General features: G+C 72.8%; 28 protein-coding genes. 19 read left to right on the top strand and 9 right to left on the bottom strand.

The features are described 5' to 3' along the window. Positions 1 to 76 precede the first annotated feature (76 nt). The 3 genes from FGW37_RS28290 to FGW37_RS28280 are packed head-to-tail and all read right to left on the bottom strand — an operon-like array spanning position 77 to position 3,338. The gene (locus tag FGW37_RS28290; protein ID WP_179083652.1) at positions 77 to 1,177 is read right to left on the bottom strand and encodes a threonine aldolase family protein; all 1,101 of its coding nucleotides are present in this window, start codon (positions 1,175 to 1,177) and stop codon (positions 77 to 79) included. Further along, the gene (locus FGW37_RS28285) at positions 1,156 to 1,917 is read right to left on the bottom strand and encodes an SDR family NAD(P)-dependent oxidoreductase (RefSeq protein WP_179083651.1); all 762 of its coding nucleotides are present in this window, start codon (positions 1,915 to 1,917) and stop codon (positions 1,156 to 1,158) included. The genes FGW37_RS28290 and FGW37_RS28285 overlap by 22 nt, the downstream gene beginning before the upstream one ends. A 23-nt stretch (positions 1,918 to 1,940) precedes the next feature. Continuing rightward, the gene (locus FGW37_RS28280) at positions 1,941 to 3,338 is read right to left on the bottom strand and encodes a DUF6421 family protein (protein WP_179083650.1); all 1,398 of its coding nucleotides are present in this window, start codon (positions 3,336 to 3,338) and stop codon (positions 1,941 to 1,943) included. A gap of 377 nt (positions 3,339 to 3,715) precedes the next feature. On the opposite strand from FGW37_RS28280, the gene FGW37_RS28275 reads away from it, so the two are divergent. From FGW37_RS28275 to FGW37_RS28265, 3 genes are read left to right on the top strand one after another with little or no spacing between them, the layout of a single operon-like run. Then, complete coding sequence (locus tag FGW37_RS28275; RefSeq protein ID WP_179083649.1) at positions 3,716 to 4,666, top strand: ABC transporter substrate-binding protein; 951 nt, start codon at positions 3,716 to 3,718, stop codon at positions 4,664 to 4,666. Between the two features lie 44 nt (positions 4,667 to 4,710). Further along, on the top strand, positions 4,711 to 5,580 hold the full coding sequence (locus tag FGW37_RS28270) for an amino acid ABC transporter permease (RefSeq protein ID WP_246430868.1): 870 nt from the start codon (positions 4,711 to 4,713) through the stop codon (positions 5,578 to 5,580). After that, positions 5,577 to 6,347, top strand: coding sequence for an amino acid ABC transporter ATP-binding protein (locus tag FGW37_RS28265; RefSeq protein WP_179083647.1), 771 nt, complete (start codon positions 5,577 to 5,579; stop codon positions 6,345 to 6,347). Before FGW37_RS28270 ends, FGW37_RS28265 begins: the two co-directional genes overlap by 4 nt. 58 nt (positions 6,348 to 6,405) lie before the next feature. Here the strand turns inward: FGW37_RS28265 and FGW37_RS28260 are convergent, their stop codons facing one another. Beyond that, complete coding sequence (locus FGW37_RS28260; RefSeq protein WP_179083646.1) at positions 6,406 to 6,948, bottom strand: GNAT family N-acetyltransferase; 543 nt, start codon at positions 6,946 to 6,948, stop codon at positions 6,406 to 6,408. 224 nt (positions 6,949 to 7,172) lie between these two features. Here FGW37_RS28260 and FGW37_RS28255 point away from each other — a divergent pair, with 224 nt between their 5' ends. The 3 genes from FGW37_RS28255 (at position 7,173) to FGW37_RS28245 (ending at position 9,541) form a co-directional block, all read left to right on the top strand. Further along, positions 7,173 to 7,763: a DUF5134 domain-containing protein gene (locus FGW37_RS28255; RefSeq protein ID WP_179083645.1), complete on the top strand. Its 591-nt coding sequence runs from the start codon at positions 7,173 to 7,175 to the stop codon at positions 7,761 to 7,763. Positions 7,764 to 7,841: 78 nt separating this feature from the next. Then, entirely contained in the window at positions 7,842 to 8,792 is a 951-nt protein-coding gene (locus tag FGW37_RS28250; protein WP_179083644.1) for a M56 family metallopeptidase, read from the top strand. 47 nt (positions 8,793 to 8,839) lie between these two features. Further along, positions 8,840 to 9,541, top strand: coding sequence for a phosphatase PAP2 family protein (locus tag FGW37_RS28245; protein ID WP_179083643.1), 702 nt, complete (start codon positions 8,840 to 8,842; stop codon positions 9,539 to 9,541). Between the two features lie 43 nt (positions 9,542 to 9,584). Here the strand turns inward: FGW37_RS28245 and FGW37_RS28240 are convergent, their stop codons facing one another. Further along, positions 9,585 to 10,121, bottom strand: coding sequence for a hypothetical protein (locus FGW37_RS28240; protein WP_179083642.1), 537 nt, complete (start codon positions 10,119 to 10,121; stop codon positions 9,585 to 9,587). 401 nt (positions 10,122 to 10,522) lie between these two features. Between FGW37_RS28240 and FGW37_RS28235 the strand changes: the two genes are divergently transcribed. The 3 genes from FGW37_RS28235 to FGW37_RS28225 all read left to right on the top strand — a co-directional run bounded on the left by FGW37_RS28235 (position 10,523) and on the right by FGW37_RS28225 (position 13,466). After that, complete coding sequence (locus FGW37_RS28235) at positions 10,523 to 11,218, top strand: HAD family hydrolase (protein ID WP_179083641.1); 696 nt, start codon at positions 10,523 to 10,525, stop codon at positions 11,216 to 11,218. Between the two features lie 149 nt (positions 11,219 to 11,367). Beyond that, a complete protein-coding gene (locus FGW37_RS28230; RefSeq protein WP_179083640.1) occupies positions 11,368 to 11,985 on the top strand; it encodes a TetR/AcrR family transcriptional regulator in 618 nt (205 codons plus the stop codon). Between the two features lie 119 nt (positions 11,986 to 12,104). Beyond that, positions 12,105 to 13,466, top strand: coding sequence for an FAD-dependent oxidoreductase (locus FGW37_RS28225; protein ID WP_179083639.1), 1,362 nt, complete (start codon positions 12,105 to 12,107; stop codon positions 13,464 to 13,466). Between the two features lie 25 nt (positions 13,467 to 13,491). Here the strand turns inward: FGW37_RS28225 and FGW37_RS28220 are convergent, their stop codons facing one another. Beyond that, positions 13,492 to 13,857 carry an ArsR/SmtB family transcription factor gene (locus FGW37_RS28220; protein WP_246430608.1) on the bottom strand — a complete coding sequence of 122 codons (366 nt, stop codon included), beginning with the start codon at positions 13,855 to 13,857 and terminating at the stop codon, positions 13,492 to 13,494. 185 nt (positions 13,858 to 14,042) lie between these two features. On the opposite strand from FGW37_RS28220, the gene FGW37_RS28215 reads away from it, so the two are divergent. The 4 genes from FGW37_RS28215 to FGW37_RS28200 all read left to right on the top strand — a co-directional run bounded on the left by FGW37_RS28215 (position 14,043) and on the right by FGW37_RS28200 (position 18,238). Beyond that, positions 14,043 to 15,137 carry an NADH:flavin oxidoreductase/NADH oxidase gene (locus FGW37_RS28215; RefSeq protein ID WP_179083638.1) on the top strand — a complete coding sequence of 365 codons (1,095 nt, stop codon included), beginning with the start codon at positions 14,043 to 14,045 and terminating at the stop codon, positions 15,135 to 15,137. A gap of 213 nt (positions 15,138 to 15,350) precedes the next feature. After that, the gene (locus FGW37_RS28210) at positions 15,351 to 16,028 is read left to right on the top strand and encodes a uracil-DNA glycosylase (protein WP_179083637.1); all 678 of its coding nucleotides are present in this window, start codon (positions 15,351 to 15,353) and stop codon (positions 16,026 to 16,028) included. A 79-nt stretch (positions 16,029 to 16,107) separates the two neighbouring features. After that, positions 16,108 to 17,190 carry an N-acetylglucosamine kinase gene (locus tag FGW37_RS28205; RefSeq protein ID WP_179083636.1) on the top strand — a complete coding sequence of 361 codons (1,083 nt, stop codon included), beginning with the start codon at positions 16,108 to 16,110 and terminating at the stop codon, positions 17,188 to 17,190. A gap of 106 nt (positions 17,191 to 17,296) precedes the next feature. Further along, positions 17,297 to 18,238: a sirohydrochlorin chelatase family protein gene (locus tag FGW37_RS28200; protein ID WP_179083635.1), complete on the top strand. Its 942-nt coding sequence runs from the start codon at positions 17,297 to 17,299 to the stop codon at positions 18,236 to 18,238. Positions 18,239 to 18,421: 183 nt separating this feature from the next. On the opposite strand, the gene FGW37_RS28195 is transcribed toward FGW37_RS28200, so the two are convergent. From FGW37_RS28195 to FGW37_RS28185, 3 genes are all read right to left on the bottom strand, one after another. Continuing rightward, the gene (locus tag FGW37_RS28195) at positions 18,422 to 19,558 is read right to left on the bottom strand and encodes a lactonase family protein (RefSeq protein WP_179083634.1); all 1,137 of its coding nucleotides are present in this window, start codon (positions 19,556 to 19,558) and stop codon (positions 18,422 to 18,424) included. 64 nt (positions 19,559 to 19,622) lie between these two features. Then, positions 19,623 to 19,931 (bottom strand): DUF2180 family protein, encoded by a 309-nt coding sequence (locus tag FGW37_RS28190; protein ID WP_179083633.1) that lies wholly within the window; start codon positions 19,929 to 19,931, stop codon positions 19,623 to 19,625. Between the two features lie 56 nt (positions 19,932 to 19,987). Next, complete coding sequence (locus tag FGW37_RS28185; protein ID WP_179083632.1) at positions 19,988 to 20,935, bottom strand: LysR family transcriptional regulator; 948 nt, start codon at positions 20,933 to 20,935, stop codon at positions 19,988 to 19,990. A 362-nt stretch (positions 20,936 to 21,297) separates the two neighbouring features. On the opposite strand from FGW37_RS28185, the gene FGW37_RS28180 reads away from it, so the two are divergent. Genes FGW37_RS28180 through FGW37_RS28155 form a run of 6 tightly spaced genes read left to right on the top strand, consistent with a single transcriptional unit; the run spans position 21,298 to position 25,014 of the window. Beyond that, a complete protein-coding gene (locus FGW37_RS28180; protein WP_179083631.1) occupies positions 21,298 to 22,218 on the top strand; it encodes a diiron oxygenase in 921 nt (306 codons plus the stop codon). Then, the gene (locus FGW37_RS28175; protein WP_179083630.1) at positions 22,215 to 23,048 is read left to right on the top strand and encodes an aminoacyl--tRNA ligase-related protein; all 834 of its coding nucleotides are present in this window, start codon (positions 22,215 to 22,217) and stop codon (positions 23,046 to 23,048) included. The genes FGW37_RS28180 and FGW37_RS28175 overlap by 4 nt, the downstream gene beginning before the upstream one ends. A 56-nt stretch (positions 23,049 to 23,104) precedes the next feature. Next, entirely contained in the window at positions 23,105 to 23,485 is a 381-nt protein-coding gene (locus FGW37_RS28170; protein ID WP_179083629.1) for a holo-ACP synthase, read from the top strand. Next, complete coding sequence (locus FGW37_RS28165; protein ID WP_179083628.1) at positions 23,457 to 23,696, top strand: phosphopantetheine-binding protein; 240 nt, start codon at positions 23,457 to 23,459, stop codon at positions 23,694 to 23,696. Before FGW37_RS28170 ends, FGW37_RS28165 begins: the two co-directional genes overlap by 29 nt. Next, positions 23,696 to 24,166 carry a MaoC family dehydratase gene (locus FGW37_RS28160; RefSeq protein WP_179083627.1) on the top strand — a complete coding sequence of 157 codons (471 nt, stop codon included), beginning with the start codon at positions 23,696 to 23,698 and terminating at the stop codon, positions 24,164 to 24,166. The genes FGW37_RS28165 and FGW37_RS28160 overlap by 1 nt, the downstream gene beginning before the upstream one ends. A 29-nt stretch (positions 24,167 to 24,195) precedes the next feature. After that, complete coding sequence (locus FGW37_RS28155) at positions 24,196 to 25,014, top strand: SAM-dependent methyltransferase (protein ID WP_179083626.1); 819 nt, start codon at positions 24,196 to 24,198, stop codon at positions 25,012 to 25,014. Positions 25,015 to 25,079: the final 65 nt, after the last annotated feature.

The following is a 25,079-nucleotide window of genomic DNA, read 5'->3' as shown; positions in this document are numbered from 1 at the left end:
AAGCCCCCGGCCGCGAGCGCGGCCGGGGGCTTCTTGCTGTGCTTTTCCGCCGTTTCCGGACGGACGGGGCGGGCCGCTACTGCCGGCCCATCTCCTCGGCGAGCGCCGCCGCGAAGGCGTCGACGTCGGCCTCGGTGGTGTCGAAGGAGCACATCCAGCGGACGTCGCCGGCGTCCTCGTCCCAGAAGTAGAAGCGGTAGCGCTTCTGCAGGCGCTCGCTCACGTCGTGCGGAAGCCGGGCGAAGACGGCGTTGGACTGCACCGGGTACAGGACCTCCACGCCCTCGACGGCCCGCACGCGCTCGGCCAGGCGCGCGGCCATGGCATTGGCGTGGGAGGCGCTGCGCAGCCACAGGTCGCCGCTGAGCAGGGCCTCGAACTGGGCCGAGACGAACCGCATCTTGGAGGCGAGCTGCATGGACATCTTGCGCAGGTGCTTCATCGCCCGCACCGCGTCCGGGTTCAGGACGACGACGCACTCGCCGAAGACCATGCCGTTCTTCGTGCCGCCGAAGGAGAGCACGTCCACGCCGGCGTCGGTGGTGAAGGCCCGCAGCGGCACGCCGAGCGTGGCCGCGGCGTTGGCGATGCGCGCGCCGTCGAGGTGGACCTTCATGCCCCGCTCGTGGGCGTGGTCGCAGATCTCCCGGATCTCCTCGGGCGTGTAGCACGTGCCCAGCTCGGTGGTCTGGGCGATCGACACGACCTGGGGCTGCGCCCGGTGCTCGTCGTCCCAGCCGAAGGCCTCGCGGTCGATCAGCTCCGGGGTGAGCTTGCCGTGCTCGGCGGGCACGGTCAGCAGCTTCAGGCCGCCGACGCGCTCGGGCGCACCGCACTCGTCGACGTGGATGTGCGCGCTGCCGGCGCAGATCACCGCGCCCCAGCGCTCGGTCAGGGCCTGGAGGGCGACGACGTTGGCGCCCGTCCCGTTGAAGACCGGGAACGCCTCGGCGGTGGGGCCGAAGTGTCCGCGCATCACGTCCTGGAGGTGGGCGGTGTAGTCGTCCTCGCCGTAGGCGACCTGGTGGCCGCCGTTGGCGACGGCGAGCGCCGCGAGGATCTCGGGGTGCGCGCCCGCGTAGTTGTCGCTGGCGAAGCCACGCACCTCGGGGTCGTGCCGGCGTATCGCGCCGGTCGCGGCCGGCGGGTTCGTGCTCACGCTTGCGGAGTCAGCCACAGACGGGTTCCGTTCACTTCCTGGGCGGGCTTGTCCCACACGCCGACGATGGCCTCGGCGAGGTCCTTGACGTCGGTGAAGCCCGCGAACTTCGCGTTCGGGCGCTCGGCGCGCATGGCGTCGTGCACCAGTGCCTTGACGATCAAAATGGCGGCGGCGGCCGACGGGGCGTCCTCGCCCGCCGCCTTGCGGAAGGAGTCGGCGAGGGCGAGCGTCCACGCCTCGGCGGCGGCCTTGGAAGCGGCGTAGGCGGCGTTGCCCGCGGTGGGCTTGCTGGCGCCCGCCGCGCTGACGAGCAGGAACCGGCCGTTGCCGCTGCGCTGCAGGGCGGGCTCGAAGGCCAGCGAGGTGTGCTGCACGGTGCGGATGAGCAGCTTCTCGAGCAGCTCCCAGTCGGCGAGGTCGGTCTCGGCGAAGGTGGCCGAGCCGCGCCAGCCGCCCACGAGGTGGACCAGGCCGTCGATGCGGCCGAACTCCTTCTCGGTGCGGTCCACCCAGCGGCGCGTGGCCTCCAGGTCCAGCAGGTCCACGGTGTCGCCCGTGACGGTGGCACCGCCGTGGGCGTACCGGGCGGCGTCCACGGCCTCGGCGAGGCGGGCCGCGTCCGCGTCGGAGGCGACGACCGTGGCACCGGCCTCGGCCAGTCGCAGCAGCGTGGCACGGCCCGCGGGGCCCGCGGCCCCCGCCACAGCCACGACGGCGCCGTCCAGCCGGCCGTTGCCGTTGGTGGGAGTGCTCATGGTCGTCTCCTTCGTCTGCTCACTCACGCAGCCACCCGCTCGGCCTTCGCCGCGGTGATCCCCTTGGTCGAGGCGATCACGTGACGCAGCTTCTTGGCAAGCGCCTCGTAGAACATGCTGAGCGGGAACTCGTCCGGCAGCACGTCGTCCACGAGCTTGCGGGGCGGCTGGGTGAGGTCGAGGGCCTCGGGGCCCTTGGCCCAGACGGAGCCGGGGTGCGGGGCGAGGTAGGTGGAAACCAGCTCGTAGGCGGCGAGCCAGTGGACCAGCTTGGGCCGGTCGATGCCGTCGCGGTAGAGCTTCTCGATCTCGCCGCAGAGCTGGTTGGTGACCTGCGGGGCGCGGTCCCAGTCGATGTGCAGAGTGTTGTCCGTCCAGCGTACGACGTCGTGCCGGTGGAGGTACGCGAAGAGCAGCTGGCCGCCGAGCCCGTCGTAGTTGCGGACGCGGTCGCCGGTGACCGGGAAGCGGAACATCCGGTCGAAGAGGACGGCGTACTGCACGTCGCGGCCGTGGGCGTTGCCCTCGGCCTCCAGCTTCACGGCCTCCTTGAAGGCGGTGAGGTCGCAGCGCAGCTCCTCCAGGCCGTACATCCAGAACGGCTGCCGCTGCTTGATCATGAAGGGGTCGAAGGGCAGATCGCCGTGGCTGTGTGTGCGGTCGTGGACCATGTCCCACAGGACGAAGGCCTGCTCGCAGCGGTGCTGGTCGCCGATCATCTCCTGGATGTCGGCGGGGAGCTCGAGGCCGAGGGCGGAGACGGCCGCCTCGGTGACGCGGCGGAAGCGGGCCGCCTCGCGGTCGCAGAAGATACCGCCCCAGGTGAAGCGCTCGGGGGCCTCGCGCACGGCGATGGTCTCCGGGAAGAGCACGGCGGAGTTGGTGTCGTAGCCCGAGGTGAAGTCCTCGAAGGTGATGCCGAGGAAGAGCGGGTTGTCGTAGCGGGTGCGCTCCAGCTCGGCGAGCCACTCGGGCCAGACCACGCGCAGCGCGACCGCCTCGAGGTTCCGGTCGGGGTTGCCGTTCTGCGTGTACATCGGGAAGACGACGAGGTGCTGCAGGCCGTCGGCGCGCTGGGCGGCGGGCTGGAAGGCGAGCAGCGAGTCGAGGAAGTCCGGCACGGCGAAGCCCGTGTCGGCCCAGCGGCGCAGGTCCGCGACCAGGGCCGTGTGGTAGGCCGAGTCGTGCGGGACGAGCGGCGAGAGCTGCTCCACGGCCTCCACGACGCGCTCCACCTGGGCCCGGACGGCCTCGCCCGGTGGGGCGCCCTCCGCGGTGAGGTCGATGGAGCCGTCCTGGGACTGCCAAGGCCGGATCGTTTCCACGGCGTCCTTGAGAACCCCCCACGCGGGGTGATCGATCACCGGGTCGGCGGCCGATTTGTCGGTCGCTATCGCCGACGACGCAAGGATTTCCGTCATGGCTGCCCCTCCTCGGGAGAACTTGGTGTTAAGACACCGTATCCGTGCGCGCTTCTCCCGCTCAAGAGGTCAGGCCATAAATTATCCTGCCGAACCCCCGGGCGGGCCGCCGTTTTTCCTGCACACCTCCGCCATATGGGTACCCATGGGCATGTTTCTGTCACACCAGTCCCACAGGCCCCGTGAGCTGTCCTAGCCGAGATCCGGCCATTCCCTGCCGCCCCGGCCGTGCGCCGCCTTCGGACGCCCCTGTCCCCGTCCCCCGGGCCTACCCCCGCGCCGCCGGTGAATTCATGAAAGCGCAACAGTCTTCCGCTATGCGGACGGTCGGCGGCCCGACCTGGACAGGGCCGTGATCATGCTGCCAGTCTCCCGCCATGCCCGTCGTCAACCGGCCCACGCGCCGCACCGCCACCCCGGCCGCGCCCGCCACCCACCGCCGCACGGCCCGCCTCGCCGCCTGCCTCGCCGTCCTGCTCACGGCCGCCGTGGGCTGTGCTCCCCAGGACGACACCGATTCCGCCTCCGGCTCCGGCTCCGGCTCCGCGAAGTCCTCGGCCGCGCCGTCCGCGGCGACGTGCACGAAGGAGAAGCTGGCCACGCAGACCCCCGGCAAACTGACCGTCGGCACCGACAAGCCCGCCTACGCGCCCTGGTTCCAGGACGACGACCCCTCGAACGGCAAGGGCTTCGAGTCGGCCGTCGCCTACGCCCTGGCCGAGCGGCTCGGGTACGGCCGGGGCGACGTGGTCTGGCAGACCGTTCCGTTCAACACGGCCGTCGCTCCGGGCGCCAAGAAGTTCGACCTCGACATCAACCAGATCTCCGTCAGCGACGAGCGCCGGCGGGCCGTCGACTTCTCCTCCGGCTACTACGACGTCCGCCAGGCCGTCGTCGCCCTCAAGGACTCCCCCGCCGCCAAGGCCCGGAGCGCCGCCGACCTCAAGCACGTCAAGCTCGGCGCCCAGGTCGGCAGCACCAGCCTCGACATCGTGAACGACGTGATCGGGCCCGACCGGCCGCCCGCCGTCTTCCAGAAGAACGACTACGCCAAGACCGCGCTCAAGAACGGCCAGGTCGAGGCGATCGTGGTCGACCTGCCCACCGCCTTCTACATCACCTCCGCCGAGGTCCGGGACGCCCGCATCGTCGGCCGGTTCGGCAGTACGGGGGACAAGCCCGAGCAGTTCGGCTTCGTCCTCGACAAGGGCAGCCGCCTCACCTCGTGCGTCTCCGGGGCCGTCGACTCCCTCCGCAAGGACGGCACGCTCGCCCGGCTGGAGAAGAAGTGGCTCTCCGAGGCCGCCGACGCCCCGGTGCTCAAGTGAGCCCCGGGGAGGCTGCCGCCGACACCGAGGGCACCGCACCGTCCCTGACGAAGGAAGCCGCCGAGGACAACTACACCCCCTCGGCGCGCCGCCTGGAGCGGGAGCGCTTCAAACGCGCCCGGGCGCGCCGCGCCACGGCCGTCGCCGCGTCCAGCACGCTGGTCACGGGCGCCGTACTGTTCCTCGCCGTCGTCAACTCCCCCGGCTGGCAGCGCACCCGTGAAACGTTTCTCAGCGGGCACTACGCGCGCGAGGCGCTGCCCAAGGTCCTCGACGGGCTGTGGCTGAACCTCCGCCTGCTGGTCGTCTGCGGGGCGGCCGTGCTCGTCCTGGGGCTGCTGATAGCGATCGCCCGTACGCTGCGCGGCCCGGTCTTCTTCCCCCTGCGTGCGCTCGCCACCGCCTACACCGACTTCTTCCGCGGGCTGCCGCTCGTGATCTGCCTGCTGATGGTCGTCTTCGGCGTCCCGGCCCTGCGGCTGCAGGGCGTGACGACCGACCCGGTGCTGCTGGGCGGGACCGCGCTCGTCCTGACGTACTCGGCCTACGTCGCCGAGGTCTTCCGTGCGGGCATCGAGTCCGTGCACCCCAGCCAGCGCGCCGCCGCCCGCTCGCTGGGCCTCAGCGCCCGGCAGACCCTGCGCCACGTCATCCTGCCGCAGGCCGTGCGCCGGGTCGTGCCGCCGCTCCTCAACGACCTGGTGTCCCTGCAGAAGGACACCGGCCTCGTCTCGATCGCCGGCGCGGTGGACGCCGTCTACGCGGCGCAGATCCTCTCCAGCAAGAGCTTCAACTACACGCCGTACGTCGTCGCCGGGCTCATCTTCGTCGCCCTCACCATCCCCATGACCCGGTTCACCGACTGGGTCACGGCACGGACGGACCGCCGGCGGGCACAGGGAGGGATCGTATGAGCACTGTGACGGACACCGCTGCGGAGCCCGTGCTGCGGATGGAGGCCGTGCGCAAGACCTTCGGCGGCACGGTCGTGCTGCGCGACGTGGACCTGGAGGTCGCCCCGCACACGGTGACCGCGCTCATCGGCGCCTCCGGATCGGGCAAGTCGACGCTGCTGCGCTGCGCCAACCTGCTGGAGGAGATCGACGACGGGGCGATCCTCCTCGACGGCGAGGACATCACCGACCCGCGCGTGGACCCCGACGCCGTCCGCCGCCGCATCGGCGTCGTCTTCCAGGCCTACAACCTCTTCCCGCACATGACCGTGCTCGACAACATCACGCTGGCGCCGCGGCGGGTGCACGGCGTCGCCCGCGCGGAGGCCGAGGAGCGGGCGCGGGAGCTGCTGGAGCGGCTCGGGCTGGGCGGCAAGGCGGGCGAGTACCCGGACCGGCTCAGCGGCGGCCAGCAGCAGCGGGTGGCGATCGTACGGGCGCTCGCCGGCCGGCCCCGGCTGCTGCTCCTGGACGAGATCACCGCGGCGCTCGACCCCGAGCTCGTCGGGGAGGTGCTGGGCGTCGTGCGCGACCTCAAGGAGGACGGCATGACGATGGTCCTGGCCACCCACGAGATGGGCTTCGCCCGGGACGTCGCCGACCAGGTGTGCTTCCTGGACGGCGGGGTCGTGCTGGAGCGCGGCACCCCCGCCGAGGTCTTCGGCGCACCGCGGCAGGAGCGCACCCGGAAGTTCCTGCGGCGGATCGTGGAGGCGGGCCGGCTGTGAGGTGACGAACGGTGAGGTAAGGGGCTCTGCCTACGGGCAGAGCCCCTTACCTCGGCCGTCAGACCAGTTCCTTGATCAGCAGTTCGAACTCGAGGTCGTCGCGCTGCGGGACGCCGAAGCGCTCGTCGCCGTACGGGAACGGGCTCATCCGCCCGGTGCGCCCGTAACCGCGCCGCTCGTACCAGGCGATCAGCTCGTCCCGCTGCTTGATCACGGTCATGTGCATCTCGGTCGCGCCCCAGTCGGTGCGCACGAGCCGTTCGGCCTCCGCGATGACGACCTTGCCGAGCCCGCCGCCCTGCATCTCCGGGCTGACGGCGAACATCCCGAAGTAGGCGTGGGTCCCCCGGCGTTCGAGCTGGCAGCAGGCCACTATCCGGTCGCCCCGCTCGACCACGAGCAGACGGCTGTCCGGGTCCGTCACCACGGCCTCGACGCCGTCGGGGTCGGTGCGCTGGCCCTCCAGCAGGTCCGCCTCGGTCGTCCAGCCTGCGCGACTCGCGTCACCGCGGTAGGCCGACTCGATGAGGGCGACGAGAACGGGCACATCGTCGACGGTCGCGTCCCGGAAGGTCGTCTCCGTGCTGCTGGTGGTTTCCATCGTGTTCCTGGGGTCCTCTCCGTACGTTTCCGGCTCCACGTGCACACTAACCCGGGCTCCGGGGCACGCTGCCGGGACCCTGCGCGCCCCTGACGTGCCACCGCGCGTGCGCGGGCGCATTTTCACGACTCCAACGCTCCTCCAGTGCGCCTGTGCGCTCCCATGTGCTCTCGCCCCCGGGGGAATCAACCGGAGGTGGATCTGCACGTCCGGGGAGGTGCGCCGTGCACGGACCGCCGCTGATCGGCTGGCTGCTGGTGGCGGTGTGCGCCGCGACCGGCGCGTACTGCCTGGTGCGCCTCCGCACGGGTGCGGGAGGAGAGCGCCGGGCCGTCGGGAGCGACGCCCTGATGGGGCTCGGCATGGCGGCCATGGCCGTGCCGCCCGCCGTTGTGGACACCCGGCCCTGGGGCGCGCTGCTGTTCGCCGTCGTCTTCGGCGCGGCCGGGGTCCACGCACTGGTGGGCGTGGCGCGCGGCCGCGCGGACAGTCACCACCTCCACCACGCCGTGGGCGCGTTCGCGATGGTCTACATGGCGCTCGCGATGGCGGGCACCCCGATGGGCGGCCGCGCGGAGCACACGGGAGCGGCGGCGGCCACGCACGCCGCGACCGCGCATGTCCCGGCCGGCACGCCCCTGCTGACGGGGCTGCTGCTGGTGTACTTCGCCGTGTACGTGGTGCGCACGGTGGCCGTGCTCGTGCCCGTCACCGTGGCCGCCGGGCAGGTCTCCTGGCCGGGCCGGCCGGATCTCACCCACGCCTGCAGACTGTCCATGGGCATCGGCATGCTGGCGATGCTGCTGACGCTGTGAGCCCTCGCCCCGTGGAATGCATCACTTCGCGCACCGGACCGTACCCGTGGGCGCGGCCCCGCTCATAGGCTGACGGCCATGATGGTCCCGCTCGCGCTGCTGGTCCTCGGCGCACTGGTCGCGGCGATGGCTCCGCGCGTGCTGACCCGTTGCGACTGGCCCGACCGCGAACCGGTCGTGGCCCTGTGGGTGTGGCAGTGCGCGGTGGCGGCCGTACTGCTGTGCTGTCTGCTCGCCATGGCGCTGAGCGCCGCAGCGGCCTGGGAGGCCGTGCGCGGGCACGTCTTCGCGATCGCTCCGCACGGCGTGGTCGAGGCCTACGCCCTCACCGCCTACGGTGCGTGGGCCGCGCCGCTGGCGCTGGCGCTGGCGAGCGGCGCCGTATGGACCGCCGCGATGCTGACCCGCGAGATCAGCTGGTCGCGCGCCCGCCGCCGGCAGCGCCGCACGGAGCTGCTCGTCCGCTCCCCCCGGCTGCCCGGCGAGGAGCCGGGCGGGGACCGGCTCGTGGTGCTGGAGGGTGACCGCCCCGACGCGTGGTGGCTGCCCGGCGGCGCCGCGCCGCAGCTGGTGATCACGACCGGTGCGCTCCGCCGCCTCAAGGGGCCGCAGCTCGATGCGGTGCTGGCCCACGAGCAGGGGCACGCCCGGGCCCGTCACCACTGGCTGCTGCACGTCTCCTCGGCGCTGGCCAACGGCTTCCCGCAGGTCCCGGTGTTCGCCGCGTTCCGCGACCAGGTGCACCATCTGGTGGAGCTCGCGGCGGACGACTCGGCGTCGCGGCGCTTCGGCCGCCTGACCACGGCGCTCGCTCTGGTGGAACTGAACGAGGACCGCGGGGTGTTCGGGCCGTGCCCGACGCGGCTCTCCCAGGTGCCGACGCGGGTGCACCGCCTGCTGGCCCCCGCCCCGAGGCTGACGGCCGCGCGGCGACTGCGGCTGACGGCGTTCGCGGCGCTGGTTCCCGCGGTGCCGCTGCTGGTGACGTTCGTACCGGGCCTCAGCGTCCTGACCCGGTCCGGGTCGTAACACCGGAGTGGTGGCCCCTCCGGCCCCCCATGCGCGAGGATCTGCTGATGCACGCCCCTCCGCGCCCTTCGTCTGCACTCCCCCGCCCCCTGTCCCTCGTCCGCCGCGCGCCGATCCCGGCCGGGCTCGTCCTCGCGGCCGTCTTCGGCGTCCTGCTCGCCCTGGTCGCGGGCGCGTGGGAGCCGCTCGCCTCGCTGGACCGGAACGTCGCCAACGGATTGCATCCGGTGGCCGTGGAGCACCGGGGCTGGACCCGGTTCGTCCGCGTGCTCTCCGACTGGCTGTGGGACCCGTGGACGATGCGCGCCGCCCTGGCCCTGGCGGTCCTGTGGCTCCTGCGCAGGCGCGACCTGCTGCTCGCCGCCTGGATAGCCGGGACGTCGGCCCTGGGCACCGCTCTGCAGCAGGGCATCAAGGCGGCGGTGGGCAAGGACCGTCCGAGCTGGCCGGACCCGGTGGCGACCGCGCACTACGCGGCGTTCCCCTCGGGGCACGCCCTGTCGGCGACGGTGGCGTGCGGGCTGCTGGTGTGGCTGCTGTGGAGGTACGGCGCACGGGCGCGGGGCCTGCGCGCCGCTGCGGCGGCGGGCGCGGTGTCGGTGCTCGGAGTGGGCTTCACCCGGCTGTACCTGGGCGTCCACTGGGTGTCGGACGTCCTGGGCGGCTGGCTGCTGGGCGGGGCGCTCGTGGCAGCCTCGGTGGGACTGTTCGGCACGGTGACGCGGCGGCGGGGCCGCAGTGGAACGTGAGCCGGCCTCCCGCCGCCTGCCCGCGCGGTGACGGGTTCGACCGCTACGGCTGTTCGGGGGCGAACCCGGATGGCACTGCGTCCGGTCCCGCTGCCCCGGCTGTCGCACCGGTCAGCTTGTCGATCGTCACATAGCGAGCGGAGTGCTCGACCCCTTCGGGGACGTGGTACTCGAGCGCGGTGCGATCCTCGGACATGCGCCCGTAGGTGCTCACCTGGATGCGCACCCCGTACCAGTGCGGGGCGCTCTGGCTGCTCTGCGCATGGCGCGCGCAGCTGAGCAGCATCTTCTTGACGGGCTCTTCGAAGGCCCGGTTGAACCGGCTGTTCGTCGTGTTCGTCATGGGCGTCATATTCCGGGAGATGCCGGGCCCGCCCAGGTTGTCGTTCCACAGATGACCCTTCACCCAGCCCCCGCCGTCCCGCCGGTTGAGCTCCTCCACGATGACGCACTCGCCTGCCTGCGGCGGCCCGCCGAGATAGGTGTTCCCGGGAGCCACGACGCTGGGGCCGACGACGACCGCGACCGACGTCCCGCCCGTACGCCCGTCATACGCGCCGTAGTCCGGGCCGGCCCACACGTGCCGTTGTCTGTCCCACGCCGGATACGGCAGGTTCCCGGTCCGGCCACGCGTCGCAGCACGCCGGACCGGTTCCGTCCCCCGCTCCCGCATCCGGGCGACCGCAGCGTTGCCGGCCGTGCGGTGCAACCCCAGCACTGCGGCGGCCCCGCCTGCGGTGGGCCCGGCCCGCTGCACCGCCGGGCCGGGCCTCGCGGTGCCGGCACTCTCCTCCGGGTGTGGACCTCTCACGCGCACCGGGCGGACCCTCCTCGGACACTGGGGACGGCTGTCTCTCCAACTCATACGCGAACTCATACGTGAAAGGCCGGGAAGATGACGGAACTTCATGGGGCACACCGGCGAGAAGTCGCCACGGCACGGCAGGCGACGCCGACGGCAGCGACGGCGGGGGCGGGATCATGACGGTCAAGGGGGTGCTCTTCGACTTCTCCGGCACTCTCTTCCGCATCGAGCCGACCACGTCGTGGCTGACCACGGCCCTGGAGCGCACCGGCGTGCACATGAGCGAGGCCGAGGCGGCCCGGACCGCTGAGCGGCTGGAGGAGGCGGGCGCCCTTCCGGGGGGCAGGACCCCGCTCTCCGTACCGCCGCACCTGGCCGGGCTGTGGGCCGAGCGGGACCGCAGCGCGGAGCAGCACCGCGCCGCGTACACGGGGCTGGCGCGCGAGGTGCCGCTGCCCCGGCCGGAGCTCTACGACGTGCTGTACGAGCGGCACATGGAGCCGGCGGCCTGGCGCCCGTACGCGGATGCGCCCGGTGTCCTCGGGGAGCTGCGGCGGCGCGGGATTCGGACGGCCGTGGTGAGCAACATCGGCTGGGACCTGCGGCCGGTGTTCCGTACGCACGGCCTGGACGCGTGCGTGGACGCCTACGCGCTGTCCTTCGAGCACGGGGTGCAAAAACCCGATCCCCGGCTCTTCCTGGTGGCCTGTCAGGCGCTGGGGGTGGCACCCGAAGAGGTGCTGATGGTGGGTGACGACCGCCGGGCCGACGGGGGCGCCGCGGCGCTCGGCTGCGCGGTGCACCTGGTGGACCACCTGCCGGTCGGGGAGCGGCCCGCCGCTCTGCGCCCGGTGCTCGGCCTGCTCGGCTGACAGGCCCGGTTGTCACGCTGGTCTGGGCGGTCCCCCGCGCCGCCCAGGCCAGCCGACACGCCGGTGCCGCACCACGCCGGGGGCGGGCAGGGCGCCGGATACCCCCCTGAGTATATTGGCCCGGAGCCAGTCAACGCAGGAGTTGTGGAATGTCCCCGCGCAGCGCGTCGGCCAACGAGGAGATGCGCCGCCGTTCCCGTGAGCGGCTGCTCCAGGCGGCGGTCGAGCTCGTCGGCGAACGCGGGTACGAGGCGACGACGCTCGCCGACATCGCCGACCGGGCCGGCACGGCGCGCGGCCTGGTCTCGTACTACTTCCCCGGCAAAAGGCAGTTGCTGCAGTCGGCGGTGCACCGGGTGATGCACCTGGAGCTCGCGGCGGGCCTGGAGCGCGCCCCGCGCGCCCGGGACGGCCGCGAGCGCCTCGCACGGGCGATCGACGCGATCCTGGGGCTCGCACGGGACCGCCCCCTGCTGATGCGCACCCACATGGCCGGGATCCTCCAGGCGGAGGCCTTCATCCAGTGCCCCGAGCAGCAGCGCCTCGCGCACCTGCTGCACGACACCGTGGCGGCCTACGGCTCCCCCGACCCCGACGCGGACTACCCGCTGCTGCGCGCCCTGCTGATGGGTGCCGTCGTCGCGGTCCTGCTGCCGGGCGCGCCCATGCCGTTCGAGAGGCTGCGGGCGGAGCTCTTCCAGCGCTACGGCCTCGACTGGGAGCTCGGCGTCCCGCCCGGCCCCGGGCCCCCGCCCGCGGGGGCCTGACCCGTCCGGCCCGACGGAACCGGCCACGAGCACGCGCCGCCCTCCCGTACCGCGGCTCCCGGTGCGATCCTGGAGGGACCTGCGGGACATCTGCGGACGTCTGCGGAAAGGGGCCCACCGTGCTTCGTATCGCCGTGGTCGGGTCGGGGCCGAGCGGGGTCTACACCGCTCAGGCCCTGGTGCAGCAGCAGGACGTCCCCGGCCTGACGGTGGACGTCCTGGACCGGCTGCCCTGCCCGTACGGGCTGGTGCGCTACGGCGTCGCCCCGGACCACGAGAAGATCAAGTCCCTGCAGGGCAACCTGCGGGCCGCCATGGAGCACCCGGCCATCACGTTCTTCGGCAACGTCCCGGTGGGGGACGAGCCGCACGGCCTCCCGCCGCGGCGGCTGCTGGAGCTCTACCACGCGGTCGTCTACTGCGTGGGGGCCGCGGCCGACCGGCGGCTCGGCGTCCCCGGCGAGGACCTGGCAGGCAGCTTCTCGGCCACCGAGTTCGTCTCCTGGTACAGCGCCCACCCGGACGCGGCGCCGGACGGGTTCGTGCTGGGCGCGCGCTCCGCGGTCGTCATCGGCGTGGGCAACGTGGCCGTCGACGTGGCCCGGGTGCTGGCGCGCGGCGCGAGCGAACTGCACGGAACCGACGTGCCGCACGCCGCGCTGTCCGCCCTCGCGGCCAGCCGGGTGACGGACATCCACATGGTCGGCCGGCGCGGCCCCTCGCAGGCGAAGTTCACCACGAAGGAGCTGCGTGAGCTGGGCGCACTGCCCGGCGCCGAGACGCTCGTACGGGCGCAGGAGGCGGCGCTCGACCCCGCGTGGGACGATCCCGCGGGGCTGCCCGCGGTGGGGCGGCGCAACGTCGAGGTCCTGCGGGGCTGGGCCGAACGGCCGCCCGGCGGCCGCCCGCGCCGCATCCACCTGCGGTTCTTCCTCCGGCCCGCCGCGCTGCTCGGTGGCGGTGACGGGGCGGTGCGCGCCGTGCGCTTCGAGCGGACGGCGCCGGACGGGCGCGGCGGCGTCGTCGGCACGGGCGAGTTCGAGGACGTCGAGGCCCAGCTGGTGCTGCGCTCGGTGGGCTACCGCGGGGTGCCGATCGCGGGGCTGCCGTTCGACGCGGAGCTGGGCATCGTGCCGCATGCGGCGGGGCGCGTGCTGCGCGACGGCGTCCCGTCGCCGGGCGAGTACGTGGCGGGGTGGATCAAGCGCGGCCCGACGGGCGTGATCGGCACGAACCGCTCGTGCGCGAAGGAGACGGTGACGTCCCTGCTGGCCGACGCCGGGGCGCTCGCGGCACGCCGGCCCGCGCCGGTGGCGGACGCGCACGCCGTCCTGCGGGCGGCGGGGCGGGAGCCGGTGGAGTGGCCGGGCTGGCTGGCGATCGAGGCCGCGGAGGCCGCTCTCGGCGAGGGGCTGGGCCGCGGCCCGGTGAAGATCCCGGACTGGGAGGGTCTGCTGTCGGCGGCCCGCGCCCGCAGCTGATCCCCGGGGCCCCGCCCCGAGCCGGTCAGGACGGGACGCCGAGGCGGGACGCCTGGTGCCCGGCCGCCGTGAGGACGGCGCCGAGCAGGCCCGGGAAGAGCGCTTCGAGATCGTCGCGGCGCAGGGCGTTCAGCTTCGCCGTGCCCCGGTAGATCTGCCGGACCACGCCGCTCTCGCGCAGCACCCGGAAGTGGTGCGTCGTCGTCGACTTGCTCACGGGGAGGTCGAAGACCGAGCAGTTCAACTCGCCCTCGACCGCGGCGAGGTCGCACACGATCTGCAGGCGCATGGGGTCGGAGAGCGCGTGCAGCACGCCTTCCAGGCGGATCTCCGCGCGGTCGGGGTGCTCCAGGGAGCGGCCGCTCGACGACGGCCGGTTCTGTGCTGGCACGGCTGCTCCTCCAGGTGCGTCAGGTTGCTCCACGAAGCCCCCATTGTACGAGAGGCATCGTAGTTTGACATCCCTCGTACTACGAGGGCTATCGTACGAACTGTTGCCCGCCGCGGAACCCGCCGCACCGGGAAGGCGTCGCCGTGAGTCCCCGCGAGTCGCCGTGAAGCGCATAGGAGCCTGCCGTGACCGCCCTGTTCACCCCGTACACCCTGCGTTCGCTCACCATCCCCAACCGCGTCTGGATGGCCCCGATGGACCAGTACAGCGCCGAGGTCTCCGGACCGGATGCGGGTGTCGCGAACGACTGGCACTTCGCGCACTACACCGCCCGCGCGACCGGCGGAGCGGGGCTGATCCTCGTGGAGGCGACCGCGGTCAGCCCGGAGGGCCGGATCAGCCCGGCCGACCTGGGGCTCTGGAACGACACCCAGACCGCGGCCCTCCGCCGCATCACCTCCTTCTTCAGAGAGCGCGGCACCGTGGCCGGCATCCAGCTCGGTCACGCGGGCCGCAAGGCCGCCACCGACCGGCCGTGGCGCGGCGGCGGGCCGGTGGGCCCGGAGGAGGCCTGGCAGACGGTCGCCCCGAGCGCAGTGCCGTACGCGGAGGGCCACCCCGCCCCCACGGAGCTGACCGCGGAGCAGATCCAGGAGATCGTGGGGCAGTTCGCGGACGCCGCACGGCGCGCCCTGGCCGCCGGCTTCCAGGTCGTCGAGCTGCACGGCGCCCACGGCTACCTCATCCACCAGTTCCTCTCCCCGCTCAGCAACCGCCGCACCGACCGGTACGGCGGATCGCTTGAGAACCGGATGCGGTTCGCGCTGGAGGTCGTGGAAGCGGTGCGCGGGGTGTGGCCGCAGGAACTGCCGGTGTTCTTCCGGGCCTCGGCCACGGACTGGGTGACGGAGAACCCCGAGGACGGGCGCGACGGCTGGACCACGGGCGACACCGTGCGTCTCGCGCACGAGCTGCGGGCGCGCGGCGTGGACCTGATGGACGTCTCCACGGGCGGCATCACCTCCGGCATCCGCATCCCCACCGGCCCGGGGTACCAGGTGCCGTTCGCCCGGCGGATCCGCCGGGAGGCCGGCCTGCCGACCGCCGCGGTCGGCCTCATCACCGACCCCCGGCAGGCCGAGCAGATCGTCGCCGAGGGCGACGCCGACGCCGTCCTGCTCGGCCGCGAGCTCCTGCGCGACCCGCACTGGCCCCACCGCGCGGCGGCCGGACTCGGCGCGGCGAAGCGCTTCCCCGACCAGTACGCCTGGGCCGTCTGACGCGCGAGGCCGTACGCTCCGCCCGCGGCACCCGTACGGCTGAATCTGCCGGGCGCGGATACGTACGGGTACGTACGGATCCGCGCCCTGTTCCGCGCGGCCGTCCGCACGCTCCGGATCCGGGGCCCGGACTGCGGGTGCGGCCCCTCCTTCGCGTACGATCCTGGACTTGCGCAACTGCCAGCAGTTTGTTTACAGGGAGGGGCGGCAGCTGTGGCTGCACGACCTTTGCACGAGATCGTCGAACCGGGCTGGGCGAAGGCCCTGGAGCCGGTGGCGGGCCGCATCGCCGCGATGGGGGACTTCCTGCGCTCCGAGATCGCCGCGGGCCGTACGTACCTGCCGTCGGGGGCAAACGTCCTGCGCGCCTTCCAGCAGCCGTTCGACGACGTCCGGGTGCTGATCGTGGGTCAGGACCCGTACCCGACGCCGGGTCACGCCGTGGGGCTGAGCTTCTCGGTCGCACCGGAGGTACGGCCGCTGCCCGGCAGCCTGGAGAACATATACCGCGAGCTCCACACCGACCTGGGGCTTCCCCGCCCGTCCAACGGGGACCTGACGCCGTGGACCCGGCAGGGCGTGCTCCTGCTCAACAGAGCGCTGACCACCGCCCCGCGCAAGCCGGCCGCGCACCGGGGCAAGGGCTGGGAAGAGGTCACCGAGCAGGCGATCCGGGCGCTGGTCGAGCGGGGGCGCCCGATGGTGGCGATCCTGTGGGGCCGCGACGCCCGCAACCTGCGGCCGCTGCTGGGGCAGGTGCCGTCCGTGGAGTCGGCACACCCCTCCCCCATGTCGGCCGACCGCGGCTTCTTCGGCTCGCGGCCGTTCAGCCGGGCCAACGACCTGCTGGCGCGGCAGGGCGCCGCTCCGGTGGACTGGCAGCTGCCGTGAGGTCCGCGGCCGCCGCCGTGACACCGCGCCGCGGAGGGCCCGGCCGCTCCTCGGAGCGCCTGCGGCTGCGGCCGGCCCGGTGAGCCCCGCGGGCGGCTGCGTTCTCGGCGTCGACTCCGGCGGCTCGGGGATCCGCGTCGCCCTGCGCCGCGTCCCCGGCGACGGCCCCGCCCTGACCTGGTCCTCCGCGGTCCCGGCCACGGTGGGCGAGAAGGGGATCGACGCGCGCAGCCTGCTCGCCCAGGTGGTGCCGGCGGCCGAGGAGCTGCTGGCCGGGGCGGGGGCGCGGCACTGCGAGACCGCTTGCGTCGGCGCCGCCGGCATGGCCGCCCTCGGCGGCGATCTGCACGCCGTCCTCCCTTCCGCACTCCGGGAGGCCCTGGCCGTGCGCGTGCTCGCCCTGGCCACGGACGCGGTCACCGCCTACGCCGGCGCCCTGGGCCAGCGGCCGGGGGCCGTCGTCGCCGCGGGCACCGGGCTGGTCGCGGTGGGCACGGACCTGACCGCGGAGGGCGGCTGGCGGCGCGCCGACGGCTGGGGTCACCTGCTCGGCGACTGCGGCAGCGGGGCGTGGATCGGCCGCGCCGGGCTGGAGGCGGCGATGCGCGCCCACGACGGGCGGGCCGGCGGTTCGCACGCCCTGCTCGAGCGCCTGCACGCGCTCTTCGGCCCGGCGCCGGAGCTGCCGGCCCTCCTCTACCCCCGCGCCGACCGGCCCGCCGTCCTGGCTTCCTTCGCCCCCGAGGTGGGCCGGTGCGCGGCAGCCGACCCGGTCGCGGCCGGCATTCTCCGCCGGGCGGCCCGGCACATCGCCGAGGCGGCCGCGGCGGTGTGCCCGCCCTCCCGGCCCGGCCGGGAAGGACCTCCCGCGGGATCGCCACCACGGACGGCCGGGGCAGCCGGTTCGGCCGAGGCAGCCGGGGCAGCCGGTTCGGCCCGGGCCGGTGGGACGTACGAGGTGGCGCTGACCGGTGGCCTCCTCCGCATGGGCGCCCCCCTGCTCACACCCCTGTTCGAGGAGTTGCAGATGCAACTTCCTCATACGCGACAGGTCACGGCGGCGGGCGAGCCGCTGGACGGGGCGTTGTGCGTGGCGGAGGCCCTGCTGACGGGCGGCCTGCTGCTGCCGGCCGATCCTCCGATGCTCCGGATCGTTTGCTGAACACTTCTGCGATGAGCGTATTTATGGGCGAATAAATCCGGACAGACGTCACGGGAGCGCCCCCACCCGAACGGCCCAGCGCCTTGAACGACTAACATGCGGCGCCATGAGCTCCCCCACAGGGCCCGCGCCTGGCCTGCCTGTACGAATGCCGCGACCCCGTCAGCCCGGACGGCACCGGCGGCCGGAGCCGGCGGCCGCCCCCGCCGGCGCGCCGCCGCTGGTTCTCGCCGTTCCGGGGCTCCCCGACACGGAGACGCGCTCCCTCGCCGAGGAGATCCTCAGCATCGCGCGCTCCGAGCTCCCGGGCCTCGACGCACGCATCGGCTACGTGGACGCCGACGGGGCCGCCGAGGGCTACCCCTCGCTGGAATCCGTCCTCGCCTACGCCGCCGCCCAGCGCGCCGCTCGCGCGAGCGAAGCCCGCGAAGCCGGTACCGAGGACGGCGCCGCCGACGCCTGGGACCAGTGGCCCCCGGCCATCGTGGTGCCGCTCCTGGCCGGTCCGGACAACTCTCTCCTGCGCCGGGTCCGCCAGTCCGTGATGAGCAGCGGCAGCGCCGCGGAGCTCACCGACGCGCTCGGCCCGCACCCGCTCCTCGCCGAGGCCCTGCACGTGCGCCTGTCGGAGGCCGGCCTGGCCCGCGCCGACCGCGCTCGACTGTTCACAGTTGCAACGGCTGCGGACGGGATCATCCTGGCCACGGTCGGCGGCGAGGAGGCCGTGCAGGCCGCCGGGATCAGCGGCATGCTGCTCTCCGCCCGCCTCGCCGTGCCGGTCCTCGCGGCCGCGCTGGACATCGAGGGCGACATCGCCCGGGCCGCCGACCAGCTGCGCGGCTCCGGCTCGCGGAACCTGGCGCTCGCCCCGGGCCTGATCGGCCCGGAGATCGCCGAGGGCCTCGCGGACGCCGCGGCCAAGGAGGCCGACTGCGCCGCCGCCGCGCCGCTCGGCGCCTACCCGGCGATCGGCAAGCTCGTCCTGGCCAAGTACGCCGAGGTCCTGGGCATATCCGTGCAGCCGCCCCAGGGCGTTCCGGCGCGCTGACGCGTACGACCGGCGGGGCCGGGCGATCAGACCGTACCGTGACCGTCTGACCGCCCGGCCCGCCCGTTCCGCCTTTGTTCTCTGTTTTCCCGGAATTCCCGGAAGAGGGGCTCCCGCGCTGCGGGGCCCCTCTTCGGCCGTTCCGGGCGAGGATCCGGTCGCCGCCTCAGGCAAATCGCCGCCTCAGGCGAAGATCACGCAGGATGCCGCCGGCACGGGGACCGAGCCCGCGAGCTGCGGCGTCCCGGTCTCCGCGTCCACGGCGAACCAGGTGACGTCGCCGGACCGCTCGTTGGCGGCGTACAGGTGACGGCCCGACGGGTGCAGCGTCAGGTCCCGCGGCCAGACGCCTCCGCAGCCGACGGTCTCGGGGAGTCCGAGGACGTCCCCGGACGCGTCGAGGGCCAGGACCGAGATGCTGTCGTGGCCGCGGTTGGCCGTCCACAGGAACCGCCCGTCGGCGGAGACCACCGGTGCGGAGGGGTACGTCCGCACGCCCTCGCCCGGAGGCAGGACCCGGGTCTCGCCGAGCGGTTCGAGCACCCCTTCCGCAGCGCTCCAGCGGCAGACCGTCACGCTCGGGACCAGCTCGTTCAGCACGTAGACGCGGTCGTTCACCGGGGAGAAGACGAGGTGCCGGGGCCCCGTGCCGGGCCGCAGGGGCGTCTCCGCGTGCGGGCGGGGCAGACCGGTCACCGGGTCGAGGGCATACGTCCACACCGAGTCCGTGCCGAGGTCGACGGCCAGGAGCCTGCCGCCCGCGGGGTCGGGGACGACGGCGTGGGCGTGCGGGCCCTTCTGCCGGTCGCTGTCCGGGCCGCCGCCCCGGTGGGCCATGACCGCGGCCGGGGCGCCCGGTCCGCCGCCCGTACGCACCGGGAGGGCGCTGACGCTGCCCGAGCCGTAGTTGGCGGTGAACAGGTGGCTGCCGGTGACGGCCAGGTGCGTGGGGCCGTCACCGCGTACGGGCACCGGCGGGCCGAGCGGCTCGGGCCGTACGGGATCGGCCAGGGAGAACGCCGCGGCGGCGCCTTCGTCGGTCTCGCTCACCGCGTACAGCACATCCGCCCCCGGCGAGAGGGCGAGGAAGGAGGGGTTCGGCACGGCGTCCGTGGAGCCCAGGAGTGTCAGCGCGCCCGTGCCGGGGTCGGTCCGCGCGACCGTGATCCCCCGGCCGCCGGCCTCCGTGAACGAACCGATGTACGCGAGGAGCCCTCGCTGCCCGAGCCGCCCGGCGTGCCCGGCCTCCCCGGCGTGCCCGGCCTCCCCGGCGTGCCCGCGCCCTGCGGCCCGCCCGAGCTGTCCGCCGCCGTCCGCCATGCCGTCCTCCCCGCCCCGAACCCTGTGATCCCGACGCTACACGGCGGTACCGGACCGCCCCGGGTCAGGCCTCTGCGGGACACTCCGCGGTCCCGCGGGCACCCGCGGGACCCGGCCCCGGTACGGCCGGCACGGGAGGATCGCACCGCGCTGCCGACGGGGCGGACAGGCCGGCCCGGGCGGCGTGGCAGGTGACGCACAGGATCTGCCGGGCCGGGGTGGAGCCGTGGGAGACGCCCATGCCGTTCGGGCGGTGCAGCACCGGGCGGGTCATGCGGAGGTGGTCGGGGCAGAGGCCGGAGTTACAGCCGTGGCAGACGGCGACCGCAGGGGTGTGGGCGCCCTCGGCGGCGTGGCAGTCGTAGCAGTTCACAGAGGTTCTCCTTCAGGTTCGGACGGCTCCGCCCCGCGGAGGAAGGCGACGGTTCCTCAGCGCACCAGGCAGCCGCGGTCCGCGCCGCTGTCGGCGTACCCGATCCGGCAGCACGCGGCGACGAACCGCGAGGCCAGCTCCTGGTCCTGGTCGTTGCGCCAGACCACGGCGATGTCCGTGCGCGGCTCGGGCAGCCCCAGCGGACGCACGCGCAGCTCGGCGCTGAGGCTCATCCATTCGGCGATGCCCCGGTCCATGTACGACACGCCGGCGCCCGAGGCCACGGCCGCGGCCACGTTGATGTAGTCGGGCTCTTCCCAGGCGACCTGCGGGGACCGCTCATGGCTGACGAAGTCCAGGACCTTGTCGTAGAGCCCGGGGGCGAGCGACCGGGGCCACATGATGAGCGGAAGCTCCCCGGTGGGCTGCTCCTGCGCGGCGCGGTCCGCGGCGCCGCCTCCCGGGAGGAGCTTGACCAGTTCCACGTCACCCACCACGGACATCCGCAGGTCGTCCGCCTCGATGGGCGGCCTGACGAACGCGAAATCGGCCTGTCCGGCGCGCACCAGATTGATGTTCCGCTCCGACCAGCCGGATTCGACGGAGACCGGGACGGCGTTGCGCTCGCGGAACTCCGCGACCATCTCCCGCTGGCGCAGGGCGTGTCCCGAGCGGCTGAAGACGACCCGTATCGGGCGTCTGCTCTCCGCGGCGGCCTGCTGGATACGCGCCTTGATCGAGTACGTGCACTGCAGGAGCCGCGGCGCCTCCTCCTGAAGTGCCTTGCCCGACGCGGTCAGCGCTATCCGGCGGCTGCCGCGGCTGAGCAGTTCGGCGCCCAGCTCCTTCTCCAGCACCTTCATCTGGTGCGAGAGGGTGGGCTGGCTCACCCCGCAGCGCCGGGCCGCCCTCCCCAGGTGAAGCTCGTCGGCCACCGCAACGAAGTACTCCAGGCGGCGCAGCAGACCGGAGAGGTTCAGTAAAGGCTCCTCGTCACCCCGCACGCACACGACCTCCCGCCTGAACTGGGCATTGCCATACGAAAGTTGTTTTCCGGGTGCTTCACGAGTGTAGCAACCGTGATCCAAGCCGGGTCAACAACGCTGCAGCGGATACAGGCCTTTGACGGCGAGGCCGGCTCGGGGCCGGCGCGGCTCAACTATCGGCCCATACCAGGCATTTCCCCTCTCTCGATCCACCCCCACCTTGTGACCCACGCCACTCGAAGGGCCCCGGAAAGGCCTCCTGCCTGCCCTGTTAGTGATCATCTATTTGATCTATAGAGCGGTTTTATTGGACCGTTCGCGGAGCGCGTGGAACTGTCGCCCTACATTGATCAACCGCCCCCCGGACAGCAGGAGGTAGGATGATCAGCGAGCTGATCAGTAAGGACGACCGATTCCAGGAGATCCTGGAACGTCTGAACCGCAAATCGGTCGAGGACTACTACAACCCCTACCGGATGTTCGACTGGCCGGATTCCCTGCCGGAGAACCGGTGGTGGATGAGTCCCGAACTCACGACCACCTACGGCACCGACGTCGCCTCCGAACTCGACCAGGAACAGCTTTACCGCCTGTCGCGGTACGAGAGCATCAATTTCTACAGTCTCAATGTGGACGGAATCCGCGAGCTCATCGTCGAGGTGACCAGGCGCATCCACACCCGGGGCTTCGAGATTCCGTCGGAGTTCTTTCACCACTTCATCGGCGAAGAGAACGAGCACATGTGGTTCTTCGCCGAGTTCTGTCTGCGCTACGGCAAGAAGATCTACCGGCAGCTGGAACCGGCCGGTCAGGGGAGCACGTGGTCCGACGAGGCCGCCAGCTTCCTGGTGTTCGTCCGCATCCTCCTCTTCGAGGAACTGGTCGACCACTTCAACAGCACGATGGCGGCCGACGAACGGCTGCACGACACCATCCGCGCGGTCAACCGCATTCACCACCAGGATGAGTCGCGGCACATCGCCTTCGGCCGCGAACTGGTCTCCCTGCTCTTCAGGGACCTGAAGGCGAAGGCCTCGGAAGAGGAACTCCGCCAGGTGCGGGAGTACCTCAAGCGCTACCTGAACTACAGCTTCGAGTCGCTGTTCAACCCGCAGGTCTACCGGGACGCCGGAATTCCCGAGCCGTTCGCCGTCCGACGGCGCCTGCTGGCCTCCCCGCGCAGTGCGGAGTTCCAGCAGCAGGTATTCCGCAAGCCTCTGAACTACCTGGTCAAGACCGGGATTCTGCAGGACCGGGACCTGAGCGTCTCCCGGGCGTCCGTGGGACAGGGGGAGGCGTGACCGCGACGATCTCGACGGCCCAGGGCGGTGCCCTCACCATCCTCGGCCCCGACCAGACCGACCTGCTGCGCGATCTGGACCGCACCATCACCCGCTGGGCCGACGAGGCCGGCGCGCGGGAGATCATGCCGCCGCCCGTCTATCCGCTCAGTGACCTGGAGAAGTTCGACGTCTACGAGAACTTCCCGCACCTGCAGTTCGTCGGCGGTCCGCTGGACGTGACCGGCGCCCCGCCGGCGCCGGTGGAGGGCTCCTTCGCCAGCGGCGACGTCGGCCCCTCGTTCCTGGGCCTGCCGCACTCCAGCTGCTACGGCGCCTACCTCTACTTCGAGAACCGGTCGGTGGCCCCCGAGACCACCATCACCCTGATCAACCGGTGCTTCCGCAACGAGGAGAAGTACGAAGGGCTCAGGCGGCTGCTCAGCTTCCAGATGCGGGAGATCGTGGCCATCGGTTCCTTCGAGCACACCCAGCAGGTCATCGCCCGCTTCACCGACCGGATCGAGGAGTTCGCGAAGAACCTCGGCCTGGAGCTGACCAAGGAGGCGGCCACGGACCCGTTCTTCGAGCGCGACAGCGGCCGTGCCCTCCTGCAGCGGCTCAGCCCGGTCAAGCACGAGTTCCAGGCCGACGGCCTGGCCATCGCCTCGGTCAACACCCACCGCAACTTCTTCGGCGAGCGGTGCCGCATCACGGTCGACGGCACGGGCGAGAACGCCTTCACGGGCTGCGTCGCCTTCGGCCTCGAACGGTGGCTCGCGGTGCTGAGCGACCGGTTCGACGGCGATCTGCAGCGCGCCCGCGCGGTCGTCAACGCCGCGGCCTCGTGAGCGCAGCCGCGATCCGGGTCGGGGTGGACCTCGTCCCCCTGTCCCGCGTACGGACCATGGCCGATGCCGACGACGGCCGGCTGCTGCACCTGATGCTCACCCCCGCGGAAGCGGAGCTGAGCCGGTTCACCACCGGATGGGACATCCACGGAGTGGCCGGCCGGCTCGCGGCCAAGGAAGCGGTCTTCAAGCTCTTCCGCGTCCCCGGCCAACCGCTTCCCTGGCAGTCCATCGAAGTTCTGAAAAGCCCCGGCGAATGGCCCTGCGTCACTCTCACCGGGCCGGCGAGCCGATGGGCCGCCGATGCCGGCATCGAGGCGATCGACGTCAGCATCTCCCACGAAGAACAGTTCGCCGTCGCCGTCGCGGCCGGCGCGACGGGACGCCCCCCACTCGAGGAGGAATTCCATGCCCAGCAAGACCTCGTCCAACGTTGACGCCGTGCGCACCTGGCTGCTGGCCAAGCACCCCGAGCGCACCTCCATAGCCCCGGACGAGGACCTCATCGGCTCCCGCCTCGTCGACTCCCTCTCCTTCGTCGAGTTCGTCCTGACGGTCGAGGAGGCCAGCGGGGTGGAGATCGACCACGAGGCCATCGACCTCGCCGACTTCCGCACGCTGGAGGCCATCGAGCGGAAGTACTTCTGATGGGCCGTTTCCTCCACGCCGAGGACTACGAGACCGGGACGCGCCACGACCTCGGGACGCACAAGGTGACGGCCGAGGAGATCACCGCCTTCGGCCGCACCTACGACCCGCAGCCGTACCACGTCGACGAGGAGGCGGGGCGCACCTCCGCCTTCGGCGGCCTGATCGCCAGCGGGTGGAACACCGCGGCGATCTGGATGCGCCTGTACGTGACGACGCTGCTGCCCGAGGCCGCGGCCGCGGGCACGGTCGAGGGCTCGCCCGGAGTGGACGAAGTGCGCTTCCTGCACCCGGTCCGGCCGGGTGACGTGCTCAGCGGCACGTGCGAGATCCTCGGCTCCCTTCCCTCCCTCTCCGCGCCCGACTTCCGCATCGTCCGCAACCGCGGACGCCTGGTGAACGCGGACGGAACCGAAGTCCTGACCCTGATCCTGAACGCCCGGTTCCGGTGCCGGCCCAAGAACTCCTGAACCAGACCATCCCGAGAACGGAGCCTGTCATGGAGACCGTGTCCTACACGTCGCAGTGGACTGCGGCCGCCCGCGCCCTGGAGAGCGAGCGGAGCGACGCGCTGTTCAACGACCCGCTGGCCCGGGCGCTCGCCGCGCCGCGCGGATTCGAGCTGCTCGACCACTACGGCGGCGGCGGACTCGTCGAGTTCGTGGCCGTCCGCACCCGCTACCTCGACGACGCCATCAACGATCTCGTGGGGAGCGGCATCCGGCAGGTCGTGCTGATCGCGGCCGGCATGGACACGCGTGCGTACCGGCTGAGCCTCCCGGACGACGTCACCGTGTTCGAGGTCGACCACCAGGCGCTGATCGACGAGAAGGAGAAGCGCCTCGCCCAGCTCGGCTCCCCGGCGCCGACCGTCAAGCTCCAGCGCGTCGGGGCGGACCTGGCGGGCGACTGGTCCGCGTCGCTGCGCGCCGCCGGCTTCGACCCCTCCCTGCCCACGCTGTGGATCCCCGAGGCCCTGCTGTTCTTCCTGACCGAGGAGCAGTCCGCCACGCTGATGCGCACCTTCGCGGCCAACTCCGCCCCGGGCAGCTGGGTGGCGGTGGACATCCTGAGCAGGACGCTGCTGCGCAGCCCCGCCACTCAGATCTTCCTGTCCTCCCTTAACGAGGACGGCATCCCCTGGCTCTTCGGGACCGACGAGCCCGAGGAGTTCATGGCCGGCACCGGCTGGACCGTACGGGAGCTCAAGGAGCCGGGCGAGCCCGGTGCGGGCGAGGGCCGCTGGCCCTACGCCGTGCAGCCCCGCGAGGTCAAGGGAGTGCCGCGCAACTGGCTGCTCCGGGCGGAACTCGCCTAGTCACCGCCCCGGCGCCGAGCGGCACAGCCCCCACGGGCTGTGCCGCTCAGGGGCGTTGTGCCGAC

It is taken from the genome of Streptomyces rectiverticillatus (assembly GCF_013394065.1).
GTDB classification, from domain to species: Bacteria; Actinomycetota; Actinomycetes; order Streptomycetales; family Streptomycetaceae; genus Streptomyces; species Streptomyces rectiverticillatus.
Note: the sequence above shows the minus strand (reverse complement) of the source record. Positions and strands in the feature narration are given on the sequence as shown.

What these genes read in the sequence shown, in the direction of transcription:
- FGW37_RS28285 (WP_179083651.1), bottom strand. Translation starts at nt 1,917, where the DNA reads ATGAGCACTCCCACCAACGGCAACGGCCGGCTGGACGGCGCCGTCGTG.
- FGW37_RS28280 (WP_179083650.1), bottom strand. Translation starts at nt 3,338, where the DNA reads ATGACGGAAATCCTTGCGTCGTCGGCGATAGCGACCGACAAATCGGCC.
- FGW37_RS28275 (WP_179083649.1), top strand. Translation starts at nt 3,716, where the DNA reads ATGCCCGTCGTCAACCGGCCCACGCGCCGCACCGCCACCCCGGCCGCG.
- FGW37_RS28265 (WP_179083647.1), top strand. Translation starts at nt 5,577, where the DNA reads ATGAGCACTGTGACGGACACCGCTGCGGAGCCCGTGCTGCGGATGGAG.
- FGW37_RS28260 (WP_179083646.1), bottom strand. Translation starts at nt 6,948, where the DNA reads ATGGAAACCACCAGCAGCACGGAGACGACCTTCCGGGACGCGACCGTC.
- FGW37_RS28250 (WP_179083644.1), top strand. Translation starts at nt 7,842, where the DNA reads ATGATGGTCCCGCTCGCGCTGCTGGTCCTCGGCGCACTGGTCGCGGCG.
- FGW37_RS28245 (WP_179083643.1), top strand. Translation starts at nt 8,840, where the DNA reads ATGCACGCCCCTCCGCGCCCTTCGTCTGCACTCCCCCGCCCCCTGTCC.
- FGW37_RS28235 (WP_179083641.1), top strand. Translation starts at nt 10,523, where the DNA reads ATGACGGTCAAGGGGGTGCTCTTCGACTTCTCCGGCACTCTCTTCCGC.
- FGW37_RS28230 (WP_179083640.1), top strand. Translation starts at nt 11,368, where the DNA reads ATGTCCCCGCGCAGCGCGTCGGCCAACGAGGAGATGCGCCGCCGTTCC.
- FGW37_RS28200 (WP_179083635.1), top strand. Translation starts at nt 17,297, where the DNA reads ATGAGCTCCCCCACAGGGCCCGCGCCTGGCCTGCCTGTACGAATGCCG.
- FGW37_RS28195 (WP_179083634.1), bottom strand. Translation starts at nt 19,558, where the DNA reads ATGGCGGACGGCGGCGGACAGCTCGGGCGGGCCGCAGGGCGCGGGCAC.
- FGW37_RS28180 (WP_179083631.1), top strand. Translation starts at nt 21,298, where the DNA reads ATGATCAGCGAGCTGATCAGTAAGGACGACCGATTCCAGGAGATCCTG.
- FGW37_RS28170 (WP_179083629.1), top strand. Translation starts at nt 23,105, where the DNA reads ATGGCCGATGCCGACGACGGCCGGCTGCTGCACCTGATGCTCACCCCC.
- FGW37_RS28165 (WP_179083628.1), top strand. Translation starts at nt 23,457, where the DNA reads ATGCCCAGCAAGACCTCGTCCAACGTTGACGCCGTGCGCACCTGGCTG.
- FGW37_RS28160 (WP_179083627.1), top strand. Translation starts at nt 23,696, where the DNA reads ATGGGCCGTTTCCTCCACGCCGAGGACTACGAGACCGGGACGCGCCAC.
- FGW37_RS28155 (WP_179083626.1), top strand. Translation starts at nt 24,196, where the DNA reads ATGGAGACCGTGTCCTACACGTCGCAGTGGACTGCGGCCGCCCGCGCC.